Here is a 19,512-nt window from a genome sequence, read left to right on the forward strand (position 1 = left end):
TATAGTACTAAAACAATGTTTCATAAGTAATAAAAAGAGCCTGCTCACATGATGTTAGCAGGCTCTTTTGTGCCGCTTTAAGCTGTTTTCGAATATAAAGCTCAGTGGTTGGCTGTATTAGCAAGGACAGATAATAGGTTGCCGACTTTATCTAGGCACTCCTGATATTCAGCATCGCAGTCTGAGGCAACGGTAATACCTCCACCCGCCCATAAACTGACTTGTTTAGGGTTGTCTGTTGTGCTGGTTGTCTGTAGTGTGCGAATCAGTACATTCCACTGACCGCTACCATCAAAGTTCATATAGCCCATAGTGCCACAATAAGCACTACGCGGTGCCGCTTCCAATTCTGCAATAATCTCCACCGCCCGTTTCTTTGGCGTGCCAGTAATTGATCCTGCAGGCAAACTGCCAAATAAGACGCTTAACGGATGGGTATCTGTCTTGAGCTCGGCGGTAATGGTGCTGACCATATGATGTACATTACTAAAGCTCTCGATCGCAAATAGCTGAGGCACTTTTACGCTACCGATTTTGGCGTATTTACCCAAGTCATTACGTAACAAATCCACAATCATAACGTTTTCTGCACGGTCTTTTTCGCTGTTGATTAACTGCTGCTTGTAGTCATTATCTTGTTCGATTGTTAAGCCGCGCGGCATGGTTCCTTTGATTGGCTTGGTACGTATATGATGCTTGCCAGTCTCAATATCTTTGCTAAAGGTAAAAAACAATTCCGGCGAACAGCTTAATAATTCAAACTGATGGTTTGATGTATTTACTTTACCTTCATGATTATAGCTATCAATGGCTATATATCCTGCAAAAGGTGCTTGGGTATTAGTGTGCAAAGCAGGTAAATAGTCAATGAGGCTTGTGACTGAATTATCTTCATAAGTGCTTAAATAGCCACTCCATGCTTGGGTTAAATTGATTTGATAACAATCGCCTTGCTGCAAATAATTTTGCGTTTGATGAAACGCCTGCTGATAATGCTGTTTGCTCCACTGAGCTTCTAGTAATAAAGGCGGCTTTTTACAGGAGTATTTTTTAGTGCCATTCTCATTCGATAGCTGATTATCCAAACCATCTAAATAAGATGTCAGCACTCTGATTAGTGCATTTGTATCCTGCTGGACTGAGCTGCTGTCAGAGTTATTATTGTTATCATTTTTTACCTTTAGCTGCCAACTGCTTTGACTGTCTGAATCAGCGGTTAGGTAAATATCATAATGCCCCAATAACGCGCACGGCTGTGCTGCCATCTCAATATTGGCAGTTGGGCTTAATTCATGAGCGCCAATGTCATAACTGATAAAACCTATTAAGCCATGCTGATAATACGGCGACTGATTATCCTGACTTATTGAAATTGAGCTAGCACTGTTATTTTCATGAGCCCGACTGTAAGCAATTAATTCTTCTTGCCAGTCGCTATAACTCATATAGCTTGTAATAGCACTATCACTGGAATTACTATAAAGGTGAACATGCCCACGCCGTGTTTTCTCGATTTTATAAAGGCTTGCCTGTTTAGTAGCATGCAGCGTGTCATTAGTCACAGGATAAACGCACCAGCTCGTCTTTGGTAATAAGCCAATCACAGGTCGCCCATCATTATTGAGCCAAACCAATTGCCAGTTTGCTTTGCTATTTTGTTCTAACAAATGTCGTTGCAGGTGCGGCATTAATTCGGCAGCAGATAAGTCACCAAAACGCCAGCTAGTTTTGCTAGCTGGCGGTAGGGCAGAATCTGTCTGCACAGTGGTATGAGTATCTATTACAACCATAGTTTAAGCGTCAAACTTTTTGATGATTAGTGTTGCATTGGTACCGCCAAAGCCGAAGCTATTGCTCATAAGAGTTTCAAGCTCAACATCGCGTTTTTCAGTGACGATATCAAAGCCTTCGGCAGCCGGATCTAATTCTGTAATATTGATACTTGGTGCAATAAAGCTGTCTTGTAACATCAGTAAGCAATAAATCAGCTCTTGTGCACCAACAGCACCTAAGCTATGACCTGTCATAGACTTAGTCGAGCTAATGGCAGGCACTTTACTGATATCGTTATCAAATACTTTGGCAATAGCTTTAAGCTCAGTGATGTCACCAAGTGGCGTACTAGTACCATGGCTATTGATATAATCCACGCTTTCTAAACCCGCTTCAGCAAGTGCTAGCTTCATGCAGCGTACTGCGCCTTCACCGCTTGGCGCAACCATTTCTGCGCCATCAGAGCTGGCACCATAACCAACAATTTCAGCCAAGATATTGGCACCACGTGCTTGGGCATGCTCAAGACTTTCAACGACTACCATCGCGCCACCTGCCGCGATAACAAAACCGTCACGGTCTTTATCATAAGCTCTTGAGGCAAGCTCTGGAGTACCGTTGTATTGAGTGCTGACTGCACCCATGGCATCAAACATACAAGACTGAGTCCAATGTTCTGCTTCACTACCACCAGCGAGTATCACATCTGCTTTACCCAATTGAATAAGCTCGGCAGCATGACCGATACAATGCGTTGACGTGGCACAAGCCGAGGTTAATGAGTATGAGATACCTTGGATTTTTAGACCAGTAGCGAGCGCCGCCGATACTGAGCTGCCCATTGTTTTTGGTACAGCCATCGCACCAACGCCGCGTAACCCTTTTTCTCGCATGGCGTCTATTGCATTGGCGATATTTTCTGTTGACGCGCCGCCTGAGCTGGCGACTACGCCCACACGCGGATTGTTATTGATGGTTTCTAAAGAGAGTCCAGCGTGCTTAATGGCACTTAACGCACTGACATAAGCATATAGGCTTGCGTCACTAAAAAACCGTTTTAGTTTGCGGTCAATAGCTGAGGTATCAAGCTGTGAGTGATCAATACTGCCGCTGACGTGTGATTTGAACTCGTGCTCAGCATAAGATTCGTTGAATGTGATGCCAGAGCGTCCTTGTTTAAGAGCCTCTGTGACAGTAGCCAAATCATGTCCGATACAAGATACAATCCCTGCTCCAGTGATAACAACGCGGCGCATACAATATTCCTTATTAGTAACGATTTTTTTGATAATTACTTTTAATCATCGTTTTAAAATATCTACTTCTACCATATCACTTCATCTCTATCTGTTTTTGATAACAAAGGTGTTGTTATACCAAGGCATTTAAGTGCTAACAGCGGACGCTAACGTTATCATGGATTCATAGAGAGTTGAGAGAAATAGAATGCAGGTAAATAATGGTACAAGTGTACTTTGAATTATGGCATATGATACCGTATCGAGGTGGCAAAATGTTTGAGTAAATGCAAAATAATAATAAAATAGGGCTTATCAGCAACAATGGTTATTCTATAGTTTTATGCAGTTTGTTATTAAGAAGCAAACAATAAGGGCGATGCATGCCATGGTACAAGCTTCTTTAATATGAGCTGATGTAATAGATATACTATGATGGTTAAGTTGTTATCGATAAATGACACTTTTAGATACAAAAGGGCTGATAGCGATAACATTGTTCGCACTGACACTCACAGTAGGGGTTCGCTAGAATGGCAAACAGCGTATTATTATAAAAAGGGTGTTAGAGCAGCATTTTAACAATAGTAATTTAACACTTAGTACTTTAACCATATTACTTTATAACAAACATCATATTAAGGATATCAAGATGGGAAAGCGTAGCACTTTATCGAAAGGTATTAGTACGGTTGGCTCTTTTACGCGTGGCAATCTAGAGCGTATGGGTGCCATGATTGATAGCGCGAATGCAAAAACTGGCAAACCGCGTCAATTTAAAGCGGTGAACTTAGGCGATGAAGATTACCAACAAGATTTGTTCCGTGAGCAAACGTTAAAAGCCACTCAGCAGTTATTGGGCACACGCTTTGCTGCTTATGGTAAATATGCCAAAAAAGTGGTACCGAACAGCTTTTTTGAATCGACCGTTGATGGCGCTTTTGCTCAAATTGCTAAGCTTGCCGACAACTGGAGTCAAATTGATTTACCGAATCAGCATCGCTTTGCCAATATTGTGAGCTTAGACGACGAGCAGCGTTACGCGTTAGCGACCGATATCGCCAATCAAAACCGTGCATTAGCGACGCTTGGCGGTGTTACAGGTTTGGCAGGTTTGCCGGGCTTGCTTGCGGATACGTTATGGTTATTGTTGGTTTCTCTACGCACGGTTTATCAATTGGGCGCTGTTTATAATAAGCCGTTAACTGGTAAGCAAGGCGTCAAAATGGCCTATGAGTTACTTGCCAATGCAGATCTCAGCAAAATGCAAGAGAAGCAAGCATTGCTGGCAGGTATTGGTATTGGTAAAGGTTTACTGGATAGCGCCCAAAGCAGCGGTTTACACAATGAGCTCAAAAACTTAGGCTTGCAGAATAAAAAAGTTAATTTTTACGCAGAGCAAGTGGACAGTATTGCTAGTCAGGTCGGTGTTGATTTGGATCAAATTAACTTAACATGGATACGCCGATTCCTACCAGCCACTGCCGTTATCGTTGGTATGCGCTATAACAGTCAGCTGATTGATGAGGTCATTGGCGTTGCTCAAGCAACTTTTGCGCCAGAAGCTAAGCTTGCCAATCGCGCTATTACTGATGACAGTAGCAGCGAAGTAAAGGTTAGTAAGGCAACGGGCAGCACTGAGCAGAAAGAAGACAAAGCTCAAGATGCCGCACCACTAGAGAAGGAATCTAAAGAAAAAGAATCAAAAGATGCAGCATCAAAAAACATAAAGTCAGACGCTAATGCTGCAAAAGAGGATGAAAAAGATACTCAGAAAAAAGCTGACGATAAAGAAAACGATGTTGATACTACAGCTGACGAAAAGAAAGTCGACAGCACTAAGAATGATAAGCAGAATAGTGCAGTTAAATCTTCTGACAGCAAAACAAAAAAAGCCGCTGCTAAGTCGAGTAAATAATAAGCTATTAAGGTTTATTTATTATTTCGTTTTAGAATACTGAAGCTCTACGTAATTGCTATTTATCTTTAATGTTGGCGATATCGGCTTACTTCTATTGAAAATTAAACCGATATCGCCATATAGCTCAGGTAAACGACTGTTTTTTATCTCTAAATATCTTATCTAAATGATGTAAGCATCTACTTTTGATACCGTATTTAGTTAGCTGTTTTTTCGGTTATGCCGTTAAAAACAGATAAAGTGGTATAGTAGTAGACCGAATACATATCTATCCGCTGCTGTAAAGTCCAACTGCTCATAAGTGGTTGAAATAGCAGCAACAAGTCTTTATAATACACTGTCCTAAAAATGGGTGTGCCAAAATCTGTCGTTAAAGTCAGATCGATGGTGCGTTTCCCTATTTTTTTGTTTTTTACCAAACGGGAGAAGGATGCCTCATGGCAACAACTAACCAATTGATTCGTAAAGGTCGCAAAACCATCAAGGAAAAGTCAAAAGTTCCTGCGTTGGAAGCGTGCCCACAACGCCGTGGTGTATGTACTCGCGTATATACTACTACCCCTAAAAAACCTAACTCAGCCATGCGTAAAGTATGTCGTGTACGCTTGACTTCAGGTTATGAAGTATCAAGCTACATTGGCGGCGAAGGTCATAACCTACAAGAGCACAGTGTTGTTCTTATCCGTGGTGGTCGTGTAAAAGATCTACCAGGTGTACGTTATCACACTGTTCGCGGTGCACTAGATTGCGCAGGCGTTAAAGACCGTAAGCAAGGTCGTTCTAAATATGGTGCTAAGAAACCTAAAGTTTAATAACTAACCGTTATTAAATGAGTTTCTTTGTATCAAACATTAACTGTGCATGGGTCTGATGTGAGTAATTTTTGACCAAATGAGTCACTAATCTTTATCACACACCGCCATGCAGTAAGGCTGACTGACAACTCGATATAACGCCATCCAATATTAATTGGTGCGAGATTGTGAATGTCAGACACTCCTGAAGAAAAGGATATTTATTATGCCAAGACGTCGCGTCGTTGCTACCCGTGAGATCCTACCGGATCCTAAGTTTGGTAGCCAAACTGTTGCAAAATTCATCAACCATGTCATGAGTCATGGTAAAAAATCTACTGCTGAGCGTATCGTTTACGGTGCACTTGAGACAGTAAGCCAAAAGCGTAACATCGAAGATCCAGTTTCTTTCTTTGAAGAAGTATTGGAAAATGTTCGCCCAATGGTCGAAGTAAAAGCTCGCCGTGTTGGTGGTGCAACCTACCAAGTGCCAATGGAAGTACGCCCCTCCCGTCGTACCGCCTTGGCTATGCGTTGGTTAGCTGAAGCTGCTGCAAAGCGTTCTGAAAAATCAATGGCTTTGCGTTTAGCTGGCGAATTGAATGATGCTGCTGATGGCAAAGGTAATGCTATGAAGAAGCGTGACGAAGTTCACCGCATGGCAGATGCTAACAAAGCATTCTCTCATTACCGTTTCTAAGCTACTCTTAATTAATTTATTTTTTTAAAAGTAGTTTTGGATGACTGGTATATGCCAGTCATCTAGATATAATTTATTTATTCTATTGATTGTCGCCATTGTTAATAAATGATTTGCTTGTAATTATTGAAAGATAATAACAGACACACTCATTTCAGATGGCGGACATCTGTCAAGATGCTGTTCTGAAAAGGGATGCTATTCTGTAAAGAAAGTCTCCTGAGTTTGATGCCGCACTATTCTTAGTAGTTACTCTTTTTTGCCCGTATTAGGTTCAATGATTAGTAATATTGCAGGGCTGAATGGCTTTGTCATAGAGTAGAGGTAGAGACACAACACATTAATATATACACGAATTTCCCTAGGAAAACACTATGGCTCGTAAAACTCCCCTAAAGCGCTATCGCAATATTGGTATCTCTGCGCACATTGATGCTGGTAAAACGACCACTACTGAACGTGTTTTGTTCTATACCGGTGTTAGCCACAAGATTGGTGAAGTACATGATGGCGCAGCCACTATGGACTGGATGGAGCAAGAACAAGAGCGTGGTATTACTATCACCTCAGCGGCGACAACTTGTTTTTGGTCAGGTATGGCAAAACAGTTTGACGAACACCGTATCAATATCATTGACACCCCAGGTCACGTTGACTTCACGATTGAAGTTGAACGTTCTATGCGTGTTCTTGATGGCGCTTGCATGGTTTACTGTGCAGTAGGCGGCGTTCAGCCACAGTCTGAAACCGTATGGCGTCAGGCAAACAAATATAAAGTTCCACGTCTTGCATTCATTAACAAAATGGATCGCGTTGGCGCTGATTTCTACCGCGTAGTAGAACAGATTAAAACTCGTCTAGGCGGCAAGCCAGTACCATTGGTTATCCCAATTGGTAAAGAAGACGACTTTGAAGGCGTTGTAGATCTAGTAACGATGAAAGCCATCTATTGGGACGAAGCGTCTCAAGGTATGGAATATGATGAGCGTGAAATCCCAGCAGAACTACAAGAAAAAGCGGAAGAATATCGTGAGTATCTAGTAGAAAGCGCTGCTGAAGCGACTGAAGAATTGATGAATGAGTATCTTGAGAACGGTGAATTAACTGTTGAACAAATTAACTCTGCTATTCGCCAGTTGACTATTGATAACGAAATCATTCCACTTCTTTGTGGTACTGCCTTTAAAAACAAAGGTGTACAGAAGATGTTGGACGCTGTTATTCAGTATCTTCCTGCACCAATGGATGTACCTGCTATTAAAGGTATCCTTGATGATAAAGATGAATCTGAAGGCACTCGTGAAGCGTCAGACGAAGCACCGTTCTCAGCTTTAGCATTCAAAATCATGAATGACAAGTTCGTTGGTAACTTAACCTTCGTTCGTGTTTATTCAGGTGTTCTAAAGCAAGGTAGCAGCGTTTACAACCCAGTTAAAATGAAACGTGAGCGCGTTGGCCGTATCGTACAGATGATGGCAAACTCTCAAGAAGAGTTGCAAGAAATCCGTACTGGTGATATCGCAGCCTTGGTTGGCATGAAAGATGTAACCACTGGTGATACGTTGTGTGATGAGCAAAATGTTATTACGCTTGAGCGTATGGAATTCCCAGATCCAGTTATCAGTCTAGCGGTTGAACCTAAAACCAAAGCTGACCAAGAAAAAATGTCAATCGCTTTAGGTCGTTTGGCGAAAGAAGATCCATCGTTCCGTGTACATACTGACGAAGAATCTGGTCAGACTATCATCAGTGGTATGGGTGAGCTGCATCTTGAGATTCTTGTTGACCGTATGAAGCGTGAGTTTGGTGTTGAAGCTAACATCGGCGCACCTCAGGTTGCTTATCGCGAAACGATTCGTAACACGGTTGAGCAAGAAGGCAAATTCGTACGTCAGACTGGTGGTCGTGGTAAATTCGGTCACGTTTGGTTACGTCTTGAGCCTATGGATCCAGCTGGCGATGTTCTTTATGAATTTAAAGAAGAAGTTGTTGGTGGTACGGTACCAAAAGAATTCCACGGTGCGGTTGATAAAGGTATTCAAGAGCGCATGAAAAACGGCGTACTTGCAGGTTACCCAATCGTTGGCGTAAAAGCGACCTTGTATGATGGTTCTTACCATGATGTTGACTCGGATGAGTTATCATTTAAAATGGCTGGTTCTATCGCATTCCGTAAAGGCTTCATGGCTGCAAACCCAACGCTACTTGAGCCAGTGATGAAAGTAGAAGTTGAAACACCTGAAGACTATATGGGCGATATCATGGGCGATCTTAACCGTCGTCGTGGTATGGTTCAAGGTATGGAAGACTTACCTGGCGGCACTAAGCAGATTCGTGCTGAAGTACCATTAGCGGAAATGTTTGGCTATGCCACACAAATGCGTTCAATGTCACAGGGCCGTGCAACTTACTCTATGGAATTCCAAAAGTACGCTGAAATTCCAAAATCAGTTGCAGAAGCTATCATCTCTAAATTCAACAATAAAGATGATGACGAATAAGCAAAAATCTATCGATAATGGCAATATAGGACATATCTTTATATTGTCAGTAGATAATCGAGCAATAATTGGTTAAAAGACTTGTTATTGCTCGTGATTTTCTTATAATATCTGCACATTAGTATGTGCACCCTTTTAACAGTTATCTTAATGTGGTCAGTATTCACTTAATTACTTTATATAAATTAAGCAGTTGACCCTAAAAAAAGAGGAAATACCCATGGCAAAGGCCAAGTTTGAACGTCTAAAACCACATGTTAACGTCGGTACCATCGGACACGTTGACCACGGTAAAACCACCCTTACCGCTGCTATCGCAACCGTAGCTGCAATCACCTCAGGTGGCGAAGCCAAAGACTACGCGTCTATTGACTCAGCACCAGAAGAAAAAGCACGTGGCATCACCATCAACACCTCACACGTAGAATATGACACCCCATCACGTCATTACGCTCACGTTGATTGCCCAGGTCACGCCGATTATGTTAAAAACATGATCACCGGTGCAGCCCAGATGGACGGCGCAATCCTAGTCGTATCTGCCACTGACGGCCCTATGCCACAAACCCGTGAGCACATCCTGCTTTCACGTCAGGTTGGCGTACCGTACATCGTTGTATTCATGAACAAATGTGACGTTGTTGATGACGAAGAATTGCTTGAACTCGTAGAAATGGAAGTTCGTGAATTATTAAGCGACTATGACTTCCCAGGTGATGACACCCCAATCATCCATGGTTCTGCAACTGAAGCCCTAAAAGGCTCACAAGAAAAATATGGTCAACCAGCCGTTGTAGAACTATTAAACGTTCTTGACACCTACATCCCAGAGCCAGAGCGTGACATCGACAAAGCATTCCTAATGCCAATCGAAGACGTATTCTCAATCTCAGGTCGTGGTACTGTTGTAACTGGCCGTGTTGAATCTGGTATCGTACGCGTTGGCGACGAAATCGAAATCGTCGGTATCCGTGACACTCAAAAAACCACCTGTACGGGTGTAGAGATGTTCCGTAAACTGCTTGACGAAGGTCGTGCAGGCGAAAACTGTGGCGTACTACTACGTGGTACTAAGCGTGAAGACGTACAACGTGGCCAAGTACTAGCTAAGCCAGGTTCAATCACTCCTCACACCAAGTTTGACGCTGAAGTATATGTATTGTCAAAAGAAGAGGGTGGTCGTCACACACCATTCCTAAACGGCTATCGTCCACAGTTCTATTTCCGTACGACTGACGTAACTGGCGCAATCCAATTACAAGACGGCACTGAAATGGTTATGCCTGGTGATAACGTTGAGATGGGCGTAGAGCTTATCCACCCAATCGCTATGGACAAAGGTCTACGCTTCGCTATTCGTGAAGGCGGCCGTACTGTAGGCGCTGGTGTTGTTGCTAACGTATTGAACTAATACTTAACGCTGTCAGAGTAATCTGATTGTTGTTAATAATTTAGTCAAAAGCCATCCTCGAAAGAGGGTGGCTTTTTTTGGGTATGGTTTGCTAAATCGCAGAAGTGCTAATCAATTTAGTATTTATTAAAATAAGGTCTGTATGTTTAAAAATTTAAAGCAATAAATCTATCTCAGATTTTGACTTCTATTTTTGATTTTAAACAGAGTTTTCTGACTTTTCTCCATTAAAGTAATGATTCATTGTATTAAGCAAATAAAATATCGTCTTAAAACTTGCATTCTTAGTAAAACCTTGTATAATTATCAGCCTTAACACCCCTAGGCGATTGGCTCAATTGGTAGAGCATCGGTCTCCAAAACCGAGGGTTGTAGGTTCGAGTCCTACATCGCCTGCCATCTTCTTATCACATCTTTGTCATACCCCATCATCTCCGAAGTGAGTTCTTTATGAGCAATAATCAAGATAACCTCGAGACTAAGTTATCTGATGCCAAGGCAGTTGCTGGTGGAATGCTGTCCAAAGATAAGCATGTTTCAGCAGGTAATCAAACGACTGCTGTTGAGATTGCTAAGACGGGTTCAGTAAAAGATGTGATTTTGTGGCTACTAGCCGCAGTTGTTTTAATTGGTGCAACGTTAGTTAATCAATATCTGCCCGGCTATTGGCAACCTGCCAATGACCTTTGGGTACGTATTGGTATTATCGTTGCGCTTTTTGTATTTGCGCTGTTATGTCTTGCAATGACGAATCAGGGCCGTGCATTTAAAACTTTATTGAAAGACGCTGCTGTAGAACTACGCCGCGTTACTTGGCCTGGCAAAGACGAAACCTTCCAATATACATGGCAAACGATTGTCATGATTGCGGTTGTTGGTTTATTAGTTTGGCTATTAGATAACTTTTTTAATTGGTTCGTTGGCATATTTATTGGTTAATGGCGCGTATTAGCGACTGTTTAGCCAAGATTTATGGATAACGACTTACTTATAATGATCAGGAGCGTGATATGCGTTGGTATATTGTCCAAGCATTTTCAGGATATGAAAAGCAAGTACAGCGTTCATTAACTGATCGTATTAATCGTAGTGAATTCGCTGAGTTTTTCGGCGATGTATTGGTACCTACTGAAGAAGTCGTCGAAATGAAAGACGGCAAAAAACGTAAAAGTGAGCGTAAGTTCTTTCCGGGTTATGTATTGATCCAGATGGATATGAACGACAATACTTGGCACATCGTTAAAGATTGCCCACGTATTATGGGCTTCGTTGGCGGTACGCCAGAGACGCCTGCGCCGATTACGGAAGTAGAAGCTGATCGTATTCTAAACCGTTTGAATCAGACTGAAACTGACCCGCGTCCTAAGACTCTATTTGAGCCGGGCGAAGAGTTATTGGTTATCGATGGTCCATTCACTGACTTTAAAGGGTTGGTTGAAAAAGTGGATTATGAGAAGTCTAAACTACATTTAACCGTAAACGTATTTAATCGACCGACTCAGGTTGAGCTTGAGTTTAGTAAAGTTGAGAAGCTAGATTAAATCAGCAAAAAAGTTCATCAACCGGGGAGCTGTTAGTCAATAAGGTTTATACCATATTGATTTGGCGCTATTACCCATTTAGGAGAGAATCATGGCTAAGAAGATTGATGGTTACATCAAACTGCAAGTGCCTGCAGGTAAAGCAAATCCTTCACCACCGATTGGTCCAGCATTGGGTCAAAAAGGCGTGAACATTATGGCGTTCTGTAAAGAATTTAACGCTGCGACCTCAAACCAAGAGCCGGGTTTACCGATTCCTACTGAGATCACTGTATACAGCGATAAGTCTTTTACCTTCATCATGAAGTCACCACCTGCTGCTTACCTTTTGCGTAAGGCTGCTGGTATTGCTAAAGGTTCTGGTACACCTAATACCGCTAAAGTCGGTAAAGTTGACCGTGCTCAGTTAGAAGACATCGTTAAGACTAAAGATGCAGATTTAACTGCTGCTGATCTTGATGCTGCTGTTCGTACCATCGCTGGTACTGCACGTTCAATGGGTATTACCGTGGAGGGTGTGTAAATGAGTAAACTTACTAAGCGTCAAAAAGAAATCAATAGCCGTATTGAGCACGAAAAACAATACACGATCGAAGAAGCGGTTCAAATCCTAAACGATTTGCCAGCTCTTAAATTTAAAGAGTCTATTGATATCGCTGTAAACTTGGGCGTTGACCCACGTAAATCTGATCAAGTCGTACGTGGCGCAACCAACCTACCTGCGGGTACTGGTAAAACCAAACGCGTTGCTGTATTTGCTCAAGGTGCTGCTGCTGAAGCTGCCAAAGAAGCTGGTGCTGACATCGTTGGTTTTGAAGACCTAGCAGAATCAATCAAAGCCGGTAATATGGACTTTGACGTGGTTATCGCTGCTCCTGATGCAATGCGCGTTGTTGGTCAGTTAGGTACTATCTTAGGCCCACGTGGTCTAATGCCTAACCCTAAAGTCGGTACGGTTACGCCTAACGTTGCTGAAGCCGTTCTTAACGCTAAAGCTGGTCAAGCACAGTATCGTGTAGACAAAGCAGGTATTATTCACACGACTATCGGTCAAGTTGGTTTTACTGCTGAGCAAGTAATCCAGAATGCTGAAGCACTTATTTCAGATTTGAGACGTGCTAAGCCTGCTACTTCTAAAGGTACTTTCATTAAGAAAATTACCTTGTCTAGCACCATGGGTCCTGGTCTAAGTATCGATCCAGTGCCATACCGCACAGCGAAATAATTAAGTATAATCTGTTATTCAACGATTTTGAATAATGGAACAAGATATTTTAAAGAATTAGGTCAGCGTAGCAAACGCTATGCTGTCTAAGACCGTAGGTAGACAGCGGTTTGGTAGAATGGATTGTGACTCCTGTAGATCAAAATTCATTACATTGAGCTGCTGTTGTTAATCGATGACAGATGAAAATCTTAATTGTCCTACGCAGACGGTGGCCCACCCAGTTGTTGATAAGAGCCGATAGGGCAACCTATCACTTGATGTCATTCTGATAACGGTGCCGTAATCAGTCGTTATGAGTACATTTGTTTTTAATAAATATAACTCGTAACGTGTCGTATCAAGTCAATCTTAGTTTGTGATTTAGATTACAGGATGATTGATTAGATTAAAGGAGTCAACTTATGGCATTAACGCTAGAGCAAAAACAACAAGTTGTGGCTGAAGTGTCTGAAGTTGCTGCTAATGCTTACTCAGCAGTAGCTGCCGAATATCATGGTATTGGTGTTGCAAAGCTTACTAAGCTACGCGAACAAGCCCGTGAAAAAGGCGTCGTTTTAAAAGTGGTAAAAAATACCCTAGCAAAACGTGCGTTTGAAGGCACTAAATTTGAGAGCATGTCAGACCGTATGACTGGTCCATTACTTTTGGCTTTCTCTATGGAAGATTTGGGATCTGCCGCTCGAGTCATTTTTGACTTCAGCAAAGATCACAAAGCTTTAGAGACCAAATTGGTATCAGTTGGTGGTGTTGTTTATGGTCCAGAAGAGCTAGAGCGCGTATCGAAGCTACCAACTCGCGACGAAGCAATCTCTATCTTGATGGCTACTATGAATGCACCAGTGACCAAGCTTGTCCAGACTATGAACGCAGTTCCTGGCAAGTTCGTTCGCACTGTTGCAGCAATCAAAGACGCAAAAGAAGCTGCTTAATTGCTTGTTTTAACGTAACTTTGACATCGCCGATTGCACTTTATTGCCAACACTATTTGAAAATTTGGCAAGCAATCCAAGCGATTTTAAAATCAATTAATTTTTATCAGATAACGGAGAGTTCTCATGGCACTATCTAAAGATGACGTGTTAAACGCAATCGCTGAAATGTCAGTAATGGATATCGTTGAATTAATCAGCGCTATGGAAGAAAAATTCGGCGTAACAGCTGCTGTTGCTGCTGCACCTGCTGCTGCTGGTCCTGCTGCTGCTGCTGCTGAAGAAAAAGACGAGTTTGACGTAGTTCTTGCCAGCTTTGGCGAGAAGAAAGTTGGCGTAATTAAAGCCGTACGTGAAGCTACTGGTCTTGGCCTGAAAGAAGCGAAAGATTTGGTTGAAAGCGCTCCAGCTCCAATCAAAGAAGGCGTTAACAAAGCTGAAGCTGAAGAGTTGAAAAAGAAACTTGAAGAAGCTGGTGCAACTGTTGAACTAAAATAGTTTAACGGCAGTACGAAAAAAAGCTGGTAATGCCTTGCATTATCAGCTTTTTTTTACTATAATTCGTAGCTTGACCTTTTGTGTCTGCCAACAGTCGTAAGCAACAACACGGTGGATACCCATCAAAAGGACAGACGATATACATGCAAGCACACTTAGTAGTTATTGAAATCAGATAATGTGGCTAAACGTCAATAGATGTTTGGCATTTTTTTGTGTCTGCACGTTTTCTATTAACATTATCACTTATATTGACTCTGAATATTATTATTTATAAGCATTATAATTGTCCTATTTATTACTAATTAAAAACTATTGAATAAGCTTTCTAGCGTGATTTTACTGTCAGTATATAGGCTCGTAGACGGTATACATCAGCGACGATATTGATTTTGGCAGTAGCCAGTTTGGATGTTAAATCGTTTATACACAATGTTAGTCGCATTTATATTTAGATAAAGCAACTGTCACTTAAGCTTTAAAAGTGACATATTGGCAACACTTTAAGATTGAAGTTTTCGCTCTGAGCAGTCATATAGGCTGACTTAAATGACGATAGCAAGATCGTATTTAGAGTGCAAAGCAAGCACTGATTGTTAAGATAGTAATTGATACAACGCCCTAAAAAGATTAACTATGCTTTAAAAAGAACACCTGTTTTATATTATCGTTTACGTCGCTTAGTTTGCATAGTATTTATGCACGCCAGCCGCGATTTTAATTTGTTTCCACGTTTACTGTAAGGACTCTCGATGGCATATTCTTATACTGAAAAAAAGCGTATTCGCAAAAGTTTTGCTGAATTGCCTACTGTGATGGACATTCCCTATTTGTTGTCTATCCAAGTAGATTCTTATGAGCAATTTTTGCAAGAGCATAAAAAGCCAAAAGCTCGTGAGAATACTGGCTTGCAAGCTGCATACTCTTCTATTTTCCCAATTGAGAGTCACTCTGGTAACGCAGAGCTACAATTCGTTGAATACTATTTAGGTACGCCTGAATTTGATGAGCGTGAGTGTATCTTACGTGGTTCGACATTTGCTGCGCCTATGCGTGTCAAAATTCGATTAATCATCAAAGACAAAGACAGCAAAGATAAAGACAGCAAAGCGGCTATTAAAGATATCCGTGAGCAAAGCGTCTATATGGGCGAGATGCCACTTATGACTGCTAACGGTACCTTTATTATTAACGGTACTGAGCGTGTAATCGTATCTCAGCTACATCGTTCACCTGGTGTGTTCTTTGACCATGATAAAGGTAAGTCGCACTCAAGTGGTAAGGTGCTTTATAACGCGCGTATCATTCCTTACCGTGGTTCATGGTTAGATTTTGAGTTCGATGCTAAAGACTTGGTTTTTGCTCGTATTGACCGTCGTCGTAAGTTATTGGCATCTATTATTTTACGCGCTTTAGGCTTAAGCACTTCTGAGATCTTAGATTTATTCTTTGAAAAAGTGCGAGTTTATAAAGGCGAAGAGCAGTTCGAGATTGATCTGGTTGCGGATCGCTTACGTGGCGAGATGGCACAGTTCGACATCGTGACTCCTGCAGGTGACGTGGTTGTTGAGCAGGGCAAACGTATTAATGCTCGCCGTATCCGTCAGCTTGAAGAAGCCGGTATGACGAAAATCTCGATTCCTGATGAATACTTATATGAGCGCATTTTAGCCGAAGACATCATCGTTAATGATGAAGTTATTGCTCGCGCTAACACGCTCATTGACCATGAATTATTGGTTAAATTAAGTGCGTTTGAAGCCAGTGAATCTATTAAAGAATTTAGTATTCTGTTTACCAACGATATCGATCAAGGTAGTTACATTGCAGATACGCTACGTGCTGATAGCACGTCAAGCCGTGAAGAAGCTTTGATTGAAATTTATAAAGTCATGCGCCCAGGTGAGCCACCAACAGTTGAAACTGCTGAGAAACTTTTTGACAGCATGTTCTTTAACGCGGATCGTTATGACTTATCGAATGTCGGTCGTATGAAGTTTAACCGTCGTTTAGGTCTTGATTTTGTAGATACTGATGACGCTGACATCCAGCGCGAACGTAGCGTATTGACCAATGCTGATATCGTTAACGTTCTAAAAGAGCTAATCGAGATTCGTAATGGTCGCGGCGAAGTTGATGATATCGACCATTTGGGTAACCGTCGTATTCGTTCAGTAGGCGAGATGGCAGAAAACCAATTCCGTGTTGGTCTAGTACGTGTTGAACGTGCCGTCAAAGAGCGTTTAAGCTCAGCAGAATCAGATAACTTATCGCCACAAGATTTGATTAACTCAAAACCTGTTGCTGCGGCGGTCAAAGAATTCTTTGGCTCGAGCCAGTTGTCTCAGTTTATGGATCAGAATAATCCATTGTCTGAAGTCACGCATAAACGCCGTGTGTCTGCATTAGGACCCGGTGGTCTGACCCGTGAGCGTGCAGGCTTTGAAGTACGTGACGTACATGATACCCATTATGGTCGCGTATGTCCGATTGAGACTCCTGAAGGTCCAAACATTGGTTTGATTAACTCATTAGCGACTTTTGCTAAAACCAACAGCTTTGGCTTTTTGGAAACACCTTATCGCCGTGTAGTAGATGGTAAAGTAACGGACGTTATTGAATATCTGTCAGCGATTGAAGAAGTCGGTACGGTCATTGCACAGGCTGATTCACCAGTAACTGCCGATGGCGCGTTATCTGATGAAATGGTTAGTGTACGTAGCTATGGTGAATTCGTCCGTATGCCGCCAGAAAAAGTGACACATATGGATGTGTCGCCAAGTCAGGTTGTATCTGTAGCCGCTGGTCTGATTCCATTCCTAGAGCATGATGATGCTAACCGTGCCTTGATGGGCTCAAACATGCAGCGTCAGGCCGTTCCTACGCTACGTGCTGATAAGCCATTAGTAGGTACCGGTATGGAGCGTCACGTTGCTCGTGACTCTGGCGTTTGTGTTATTGCTAAGCGCGGCGGTGTGATCGAAGACGTTGATGCCTCACGTGTTGTGGTTCGTGTAAATGAAGATGAGATGATTGCTGGTGAAGCCGGTATTGATATCTATAACTTAGTTAAATATACGCGTTCTAACCAAAACACTTGTATCAACCAACGTATTATCGTTAACCAAGGCGATGCTATTGCTGTAGGTGATATTTTGGCCGATGGTCCGTCAACGGATCTTGGTGAGTTGGCATTGGGTCAGAACATCCGCATCGCATTTATGCCGTGGAATGGTTACAACTTCGAAGATTCAATCTTGCTGTCTGAAAAAGTAGTTAAAGAAGATCGTTTCACCACTATTCATATCCAAGAATTGACTTGTGTGGCTCGTGATACCAAGCTTGGTACTGAAGAGATTACTGCGGATATTCCAAACGTTGGCGAAGCAGCTCTATCAAGCCTTGATGAAGCGGGTATCGTTTATATCGGTGCTGAAGTTGATGCTGGTGATATTCTAGTTGGTAAAGTGACGCCAAAAGGTGAAACGCAACTAACGCCAGAAGAGAAATTGCTCCGGGCTATCTTTGGTGAAAAAGCGGCTGATGTGAAAGATACGTCGCTACGTGTTCCAACATCAAGCAAAGGCACGGTTATTGACGTTCAAGTCTTTACTCGTGACGGCGTTGAAAAAGATGCACGTGCAAGAGCAATTGAAAAATCACAGCTTGATAGCTATCGTAAAGATTTAAAAGAAGAGCTACGTATCTTTGAAGAAGCGGCCCGTGGTCGTATTGGTAACTTATTAGATGGTCAAAAAGTCAGTGGTGGTTCTGGTCTAAAAGCCGGTACAGTGATGGCATTGGCTGATATGAAAGATATGAGCCTTGAGACTTTGCTTGATATTCAGCCTGTTGAAGAAGAAATCTCTGAGCGTCTAACGCAAATCGCTGAGTATTTGGTTGATAAGCAAAAAGACATCGATGTGAAGTTTGCTGAGAAAAAACGCAAACTAACCGCTGGTGATGACTTACAACATGGCGTACAAAAAATCGTTAAGGTATATCTAGCGGTTAAGCGTCGTATTCAGCCAGGTGATAAAATGGCTGGTCGTCATGGTAACAAAGGTGTTGTCTCGCGCATTATGCCAGTCGAAGATATGCCTTATGATGAAAATGGTAATACCGTCGACATCGTCTTGAACCCGCTTGGTGTACCATCTCGTATGAACATCGGTCAGGTCCTAGAAACGCATTTGGGTATGGCGGCAAAAGGCTTGGGCGAGAAGATCGATGGTATGCTTAAATCGCAAGCAGCGATCAAAGACTTACGTGACTTCTTAGACAAAATCTATAACCAAGTCGGCGGTGAGCAAGTTGATCTTGATAGCTTGAGTGATGATGACATCATGGCGCTAGCAGACAACTTGCGTGCTGGTGTTCCAATGGGCACAGCAGTGTTTGACGGCGCAAGAGAAAGCCAAGTTAAAGATCTGTTAGAGCTTGCTGGTATGGATCGCGATGGTCAACAGACGTTGTATGATGGTCGTACTGGTCAGAAGTTTGACCGTAAAGTAACGGTCGGTTATATGTATATGCTTAAACTTAACCATTTGGTCGATGACAAAATGCATGCGCGTTCAACAGGTTCTTACTCACTAGTGACGCAGCAGCCACTCGGCGGTAAAGCTCAGTTTGGTGGTCAGCGCTTCGGTGAGATGGAAGTCTGGGCACTAGAGGCTTACGGCGCGACATATACGCTACAAGAGATGCTGACTGTGAAGTCGGATGACGTTGAAGGCCGTACGCGTATGTACAAAAACATCGTCGATGGTGAGCAATATATGGATCCAGGTATGCCTGAATCGTTTAACGTATTGACCAAAGAAATCAAATCACTGGGTATCAATATTGAGTTAAAACAAAGCAACTAAATCCGTTGTTTAACTTAGTTGTCAACTAAAGGCAGTATGCTCATTGCTGCTGCTTTTAGTAATTTGTCTCAACCCTATTCATTGCCTTCATTCATCGTGGCCGCGCT

At 42.3% G+C, this 19,512-nt stretch carries 14 protein-coding genes and 1 tRNA gene; 13 read left to right on the forward strand and 2 right to left on the reverse strand.

Going from position 1 to position 19,512, the window contains the following annotated elements; all coding sequences use genetic code 11:
- Nucleotides 1-101 precede the first annotated feature (101 nt).
- Together OEG80_RS01590 and OEG80_RS01595 are read right to left on the reverse strand one after the other, a co-directional pair.
- Complete coding sequence (locus OEG80_RS01590) at nucleotides 102-1,790, reverse strand: anthranilate synthase component I family protein (protein ID WP_263241428.1); 1,689 nt, start codon at nucleotides 1,788-1,790, stop codon at nucleotides 102-104.
- A gap of 3 nt (nucleotides 1,791-1,793) precedes the next feature.
- A complete protein-coding gene (locus OEG80_RS01595) occupies nucleotides 1,794-3,029 on the reverse strand; it encodes a beta-ketoacyl-ACP synthase II (protein WP_263241430.1) in 1,236 nt (411 codons plus the stop codon).
- 634 nt (nucleotides 3,030-3,663) lie between these two features.
- On the opposite strand from OEG80_RS01595, the gene OEG80_RS01600 reads away from it, so the two are divergent.
- The 13 genes from OEG80_RS01600 to rpoB all read left to right on the forward strand — a co-directional run bounded on the left by OEG80_RS01600 (nucleotide 3,664) and on the right by rpoB (nucleotide 19,405).
- Nucleotides 3,664-4,929, forward strand: coding sequence for an EcsC family protein (locus OEG80_RS01600; protein WP_263241431.1), 1,266 nt, complete (start codon nucleotides 3,664-3,666; stop codon nucleotides 4,927-4,929).
- A 440-nt stretch (nucleotides 4,930-5,369) separates the two neighbouring features.
- Nucleotides 5,370-5,744, forward strand: a complete 375-nt coding sequence (gene rpsL / locus OEG80_RS01605; protein WP_011281154.1) for a 30S ribosomal protein S12 — start codon at nucleotides 5,370-5,372, stop codon at nucleotides 5,742-5,744.
- Between the two features lie 208 nt (nucleotides 5,745-5,952).
- Nucleotides 5,953-6,426 carry a 30S ribosomal protein S7 gene (gene rpsG, locus OEG80_RS01610; RefSeq protein ID WP_011514497.1) on the forward strand — a complete coding sequence of 158 codons (474 nt, stop codon included), beginning with the start codon at nucleotides 5,953-5,955 and terminating at the stop codon, nucleotides 6,424-6,426.
- 374 nt (nucleotides 6,427-6,800) lie between these two features.
- Nucleotides 6,801-8,927, forward strand: a complete 2,127-nt coding sequence (gene fusA / locus OEG80_RS01615) for an elongation factor G (protein ID WP_133104816.1) — start codon at nucleotides 6,801-6,803, stop codon at nucleotides 8,925-8,927.
- A 220-nt stretch (nucleotides 8,928-9,147) separates the two neighbouring features.
- Entirely contained in the window at nucleotides 9,148-10,338 is a 1,191-nt protein-coding gene (tuf, locus tag OEG80_RS01620; protein WP_011512793.1) for an elongation factor Tu, read from the forward strand.
- A 323-nt stretch (nucleotides 10,339-10,661) separates the two neighbouring features.
- Nucleotides 10,662-10,737 (forward strand) — tRNA-Trp (locus OEG80_RS01625).
- 51 nt (nucleotides 10,738-10,788) lie between these two features.
- Nucleotides 10,789-11,277: a preprotein translocase subunit SecE gene (secE, locus tag OEG80_RS01630; RefSeq protein ID WP_263241433.1), complete on the forward strand. Its 489-nt coding sequence runs from the start codon at nucleotides 10,789-10,791 to the stop codon at nucleotides 11,275-11,277.
- A gap of 71 nt (nucleotides 11,278-11,348) precedes the next feature.
- Entirely contained in the window at nucleotides 11,349-11,879 is a 531-nt protein-coding gene (nusG, locus tag OEG80_RS01635; protein ID WP_011514494.1) for a transcription termination/antitermination protein NusG, read from the forward strand.
- A 91-nt stretch (nucleotides 11,880-11,970) separates the two neighbouring features.
- Nucleotides 11,971-12,402, forward strand: a complete 432-nt coding sequence (rplK, locus tag OEG80_RS01640) for a 50S ribosomal protein L11 (protein WP_010201717.1) — start codon at nucleotides 11,971-11,973, stop codon at nucleotides 12,400-12,402.
- Nucleotides 12,403-13,104: a 50S ribosomal protein L1 gene (gene rplA / locus OEG80_RS01645; RefSeq protein ID WP_011514493.1), complete on the forward strand. Its 702-nt coding sequence runs from the start codon at nucleotides 12,403-12,405 to the stop codon at nucleotides 13,102-13,104.
- Between the two features lie 404 nt (nucleotides 13,105-13,508).
- On the forward strand, nucleotides 13,509-14,036 hold the full coding sequence (gene rplJ / locus OEG80_RS01650; RefSeq protein ID WP_011514492.1) for a 50S ribosomal protein L10: 528 nt from the start codon (nucleotides 13,509-13,511) through the stop codon (nucleotides 14,034-14,036).
- A 126-nt stretch (nucleotides 14,037-14,162) separates the two neighbouring features.
- A complete protein-coding gene (rplL, locus tag OEG80_RS01655) occupies nucleotides 14,163-14,534 on the forward strand; it encodes a 50S ribosomal protein L7/L12 (RefSeq protein WP_011514491.1) in 372 nt (123 codons plus the stop codon).
- 752 nt (nucleotides 14,535-15,286) lie between these two features.
- The gene (rpoB, locus tag OEG80_RS01660; RefSeq protein WP_263241436.1) at nucleotides 15,287-19,405 is read left to right on the forward strand and encodes a DNA-directed RNA polymerase subunit beta; all 4,119 of its coding nucleotides are present in this window, start codon (nucleotides 15,287-15,289) and stop codon (nucleotides 19,403-19,405) included.
- Nucleotides 19,406-19,512: the final 107 nt, after the last annotated feature.

It is taken from the genome of Psychrobacter sp. SC65A.3 (genome assembly GCF_025642195.1).
GTDB lineage: Bacteria > Pseudomonadota > Gammaproteobacteria > Pseudomonadales > Moraxellaceae > Psychrobacter > Psychrobacter cryohalolentis.

What these genes read in the sequence shown, in the direction of transcription:
- rplA (WP_011514493.1), top strand. Translation starts at nt 12,403, where the DNA reads ATGAGTAAACTTACTAAGCGTCAAAAAGAAATCAATAGCCGTATTGAG.
- OEG80_RS01595 (WP_263241430.1), bottom strand. Translation starts at nt 3,029, where the DNA reads ATGCGCCGCGTTGTTATCACTGGAGCAGGGATTGTATCTTGTATCGGA.
- rplK (WP_010201717.1), top strand. Translation starts at nt 11,971, where the DNA reads ATGGCTAAGAAGATTGATGGTTACATCAAACTGCAAGTGCCTGCAGGT.
- OEG80_RS01600 (WP_263241431.1), top strand. Translation starts at nt 3,664, where the DNA reads ATGGGAAAGCGTAGCACTTTATCGAAAGGTATTAGTACGGTTGGCTCT.
- secE (WP_263241433.1), top strand. Translation starts at nt 10,789, where the DNA reads ATGAGCAATAATCAAGATAACCTCGAGACTAAGTTATCTGATGCCAAG.
- tuf (WP_011512793.1), top strand. Translation starts at nt 9,148, where the DNA reads ATGGCAAAGGCCAAGTTTGAACGTCTAAAACCACATGTTAACGTCGGT.
- rplJ (WP_011514492.1), top strand. Translation starts at nt 13,509, where the DNA reads ATGGCATTAACGCTAGAGCAAAAACAACAAGTTGTGGCTGAAGTGTCT.
- rpsG (WP_011514497.1), top strand. Translation starts at nt 5,953, where the DNA reads ATGCCAAGACGTCGCGTCGTTGCTACCCGTGAGATCCTACCGGATCCT.
- fusA (WP_133104816.1), top strand. Translation starts at nt 6,801, where the DNA reads ATGGCTCGTAAAACTCCCCTAAAGCGCTATCGCAATATTGGTATCTCT.
- rpsL (WP_011281154.1), top strand. Translation starts at nt 5,370, where the DNA reads ATGGCAACAACTAACCAATTGATTCGTAAAGGTCGCAAAACCATCAAG.
- rpoB (WP_263241436.1), top strand. Translation starts at nt 15,287, where the DNA reads ATGGCATATTCTTATACTGAAAAAAAGCGTATTCGCAAAAGTTTTGCT.
- OEG80_RS01590 (WP_263241428.1), bottom strand. Translation starts at nt 1,790, where the DNA reads ATGGTTGTAATAGATACTCATACCACTGTGCAGACAGATTCTGCCCTA.
- rplL (WP_011514491.1), top strand. Translation starts at nt 14,163, where the DNA reads ATGGCACTATCTAAAGATGACGTGTTAAACGCAATCGCTGAAATGTCA.
- nusG (WP_011514494.1), top strand. Translation starts at nt 11,349, where the DNA reads ATGCGTTGGTATATTGTCCAAGCATTTTCAGGATATGAAAAGCAAGTA.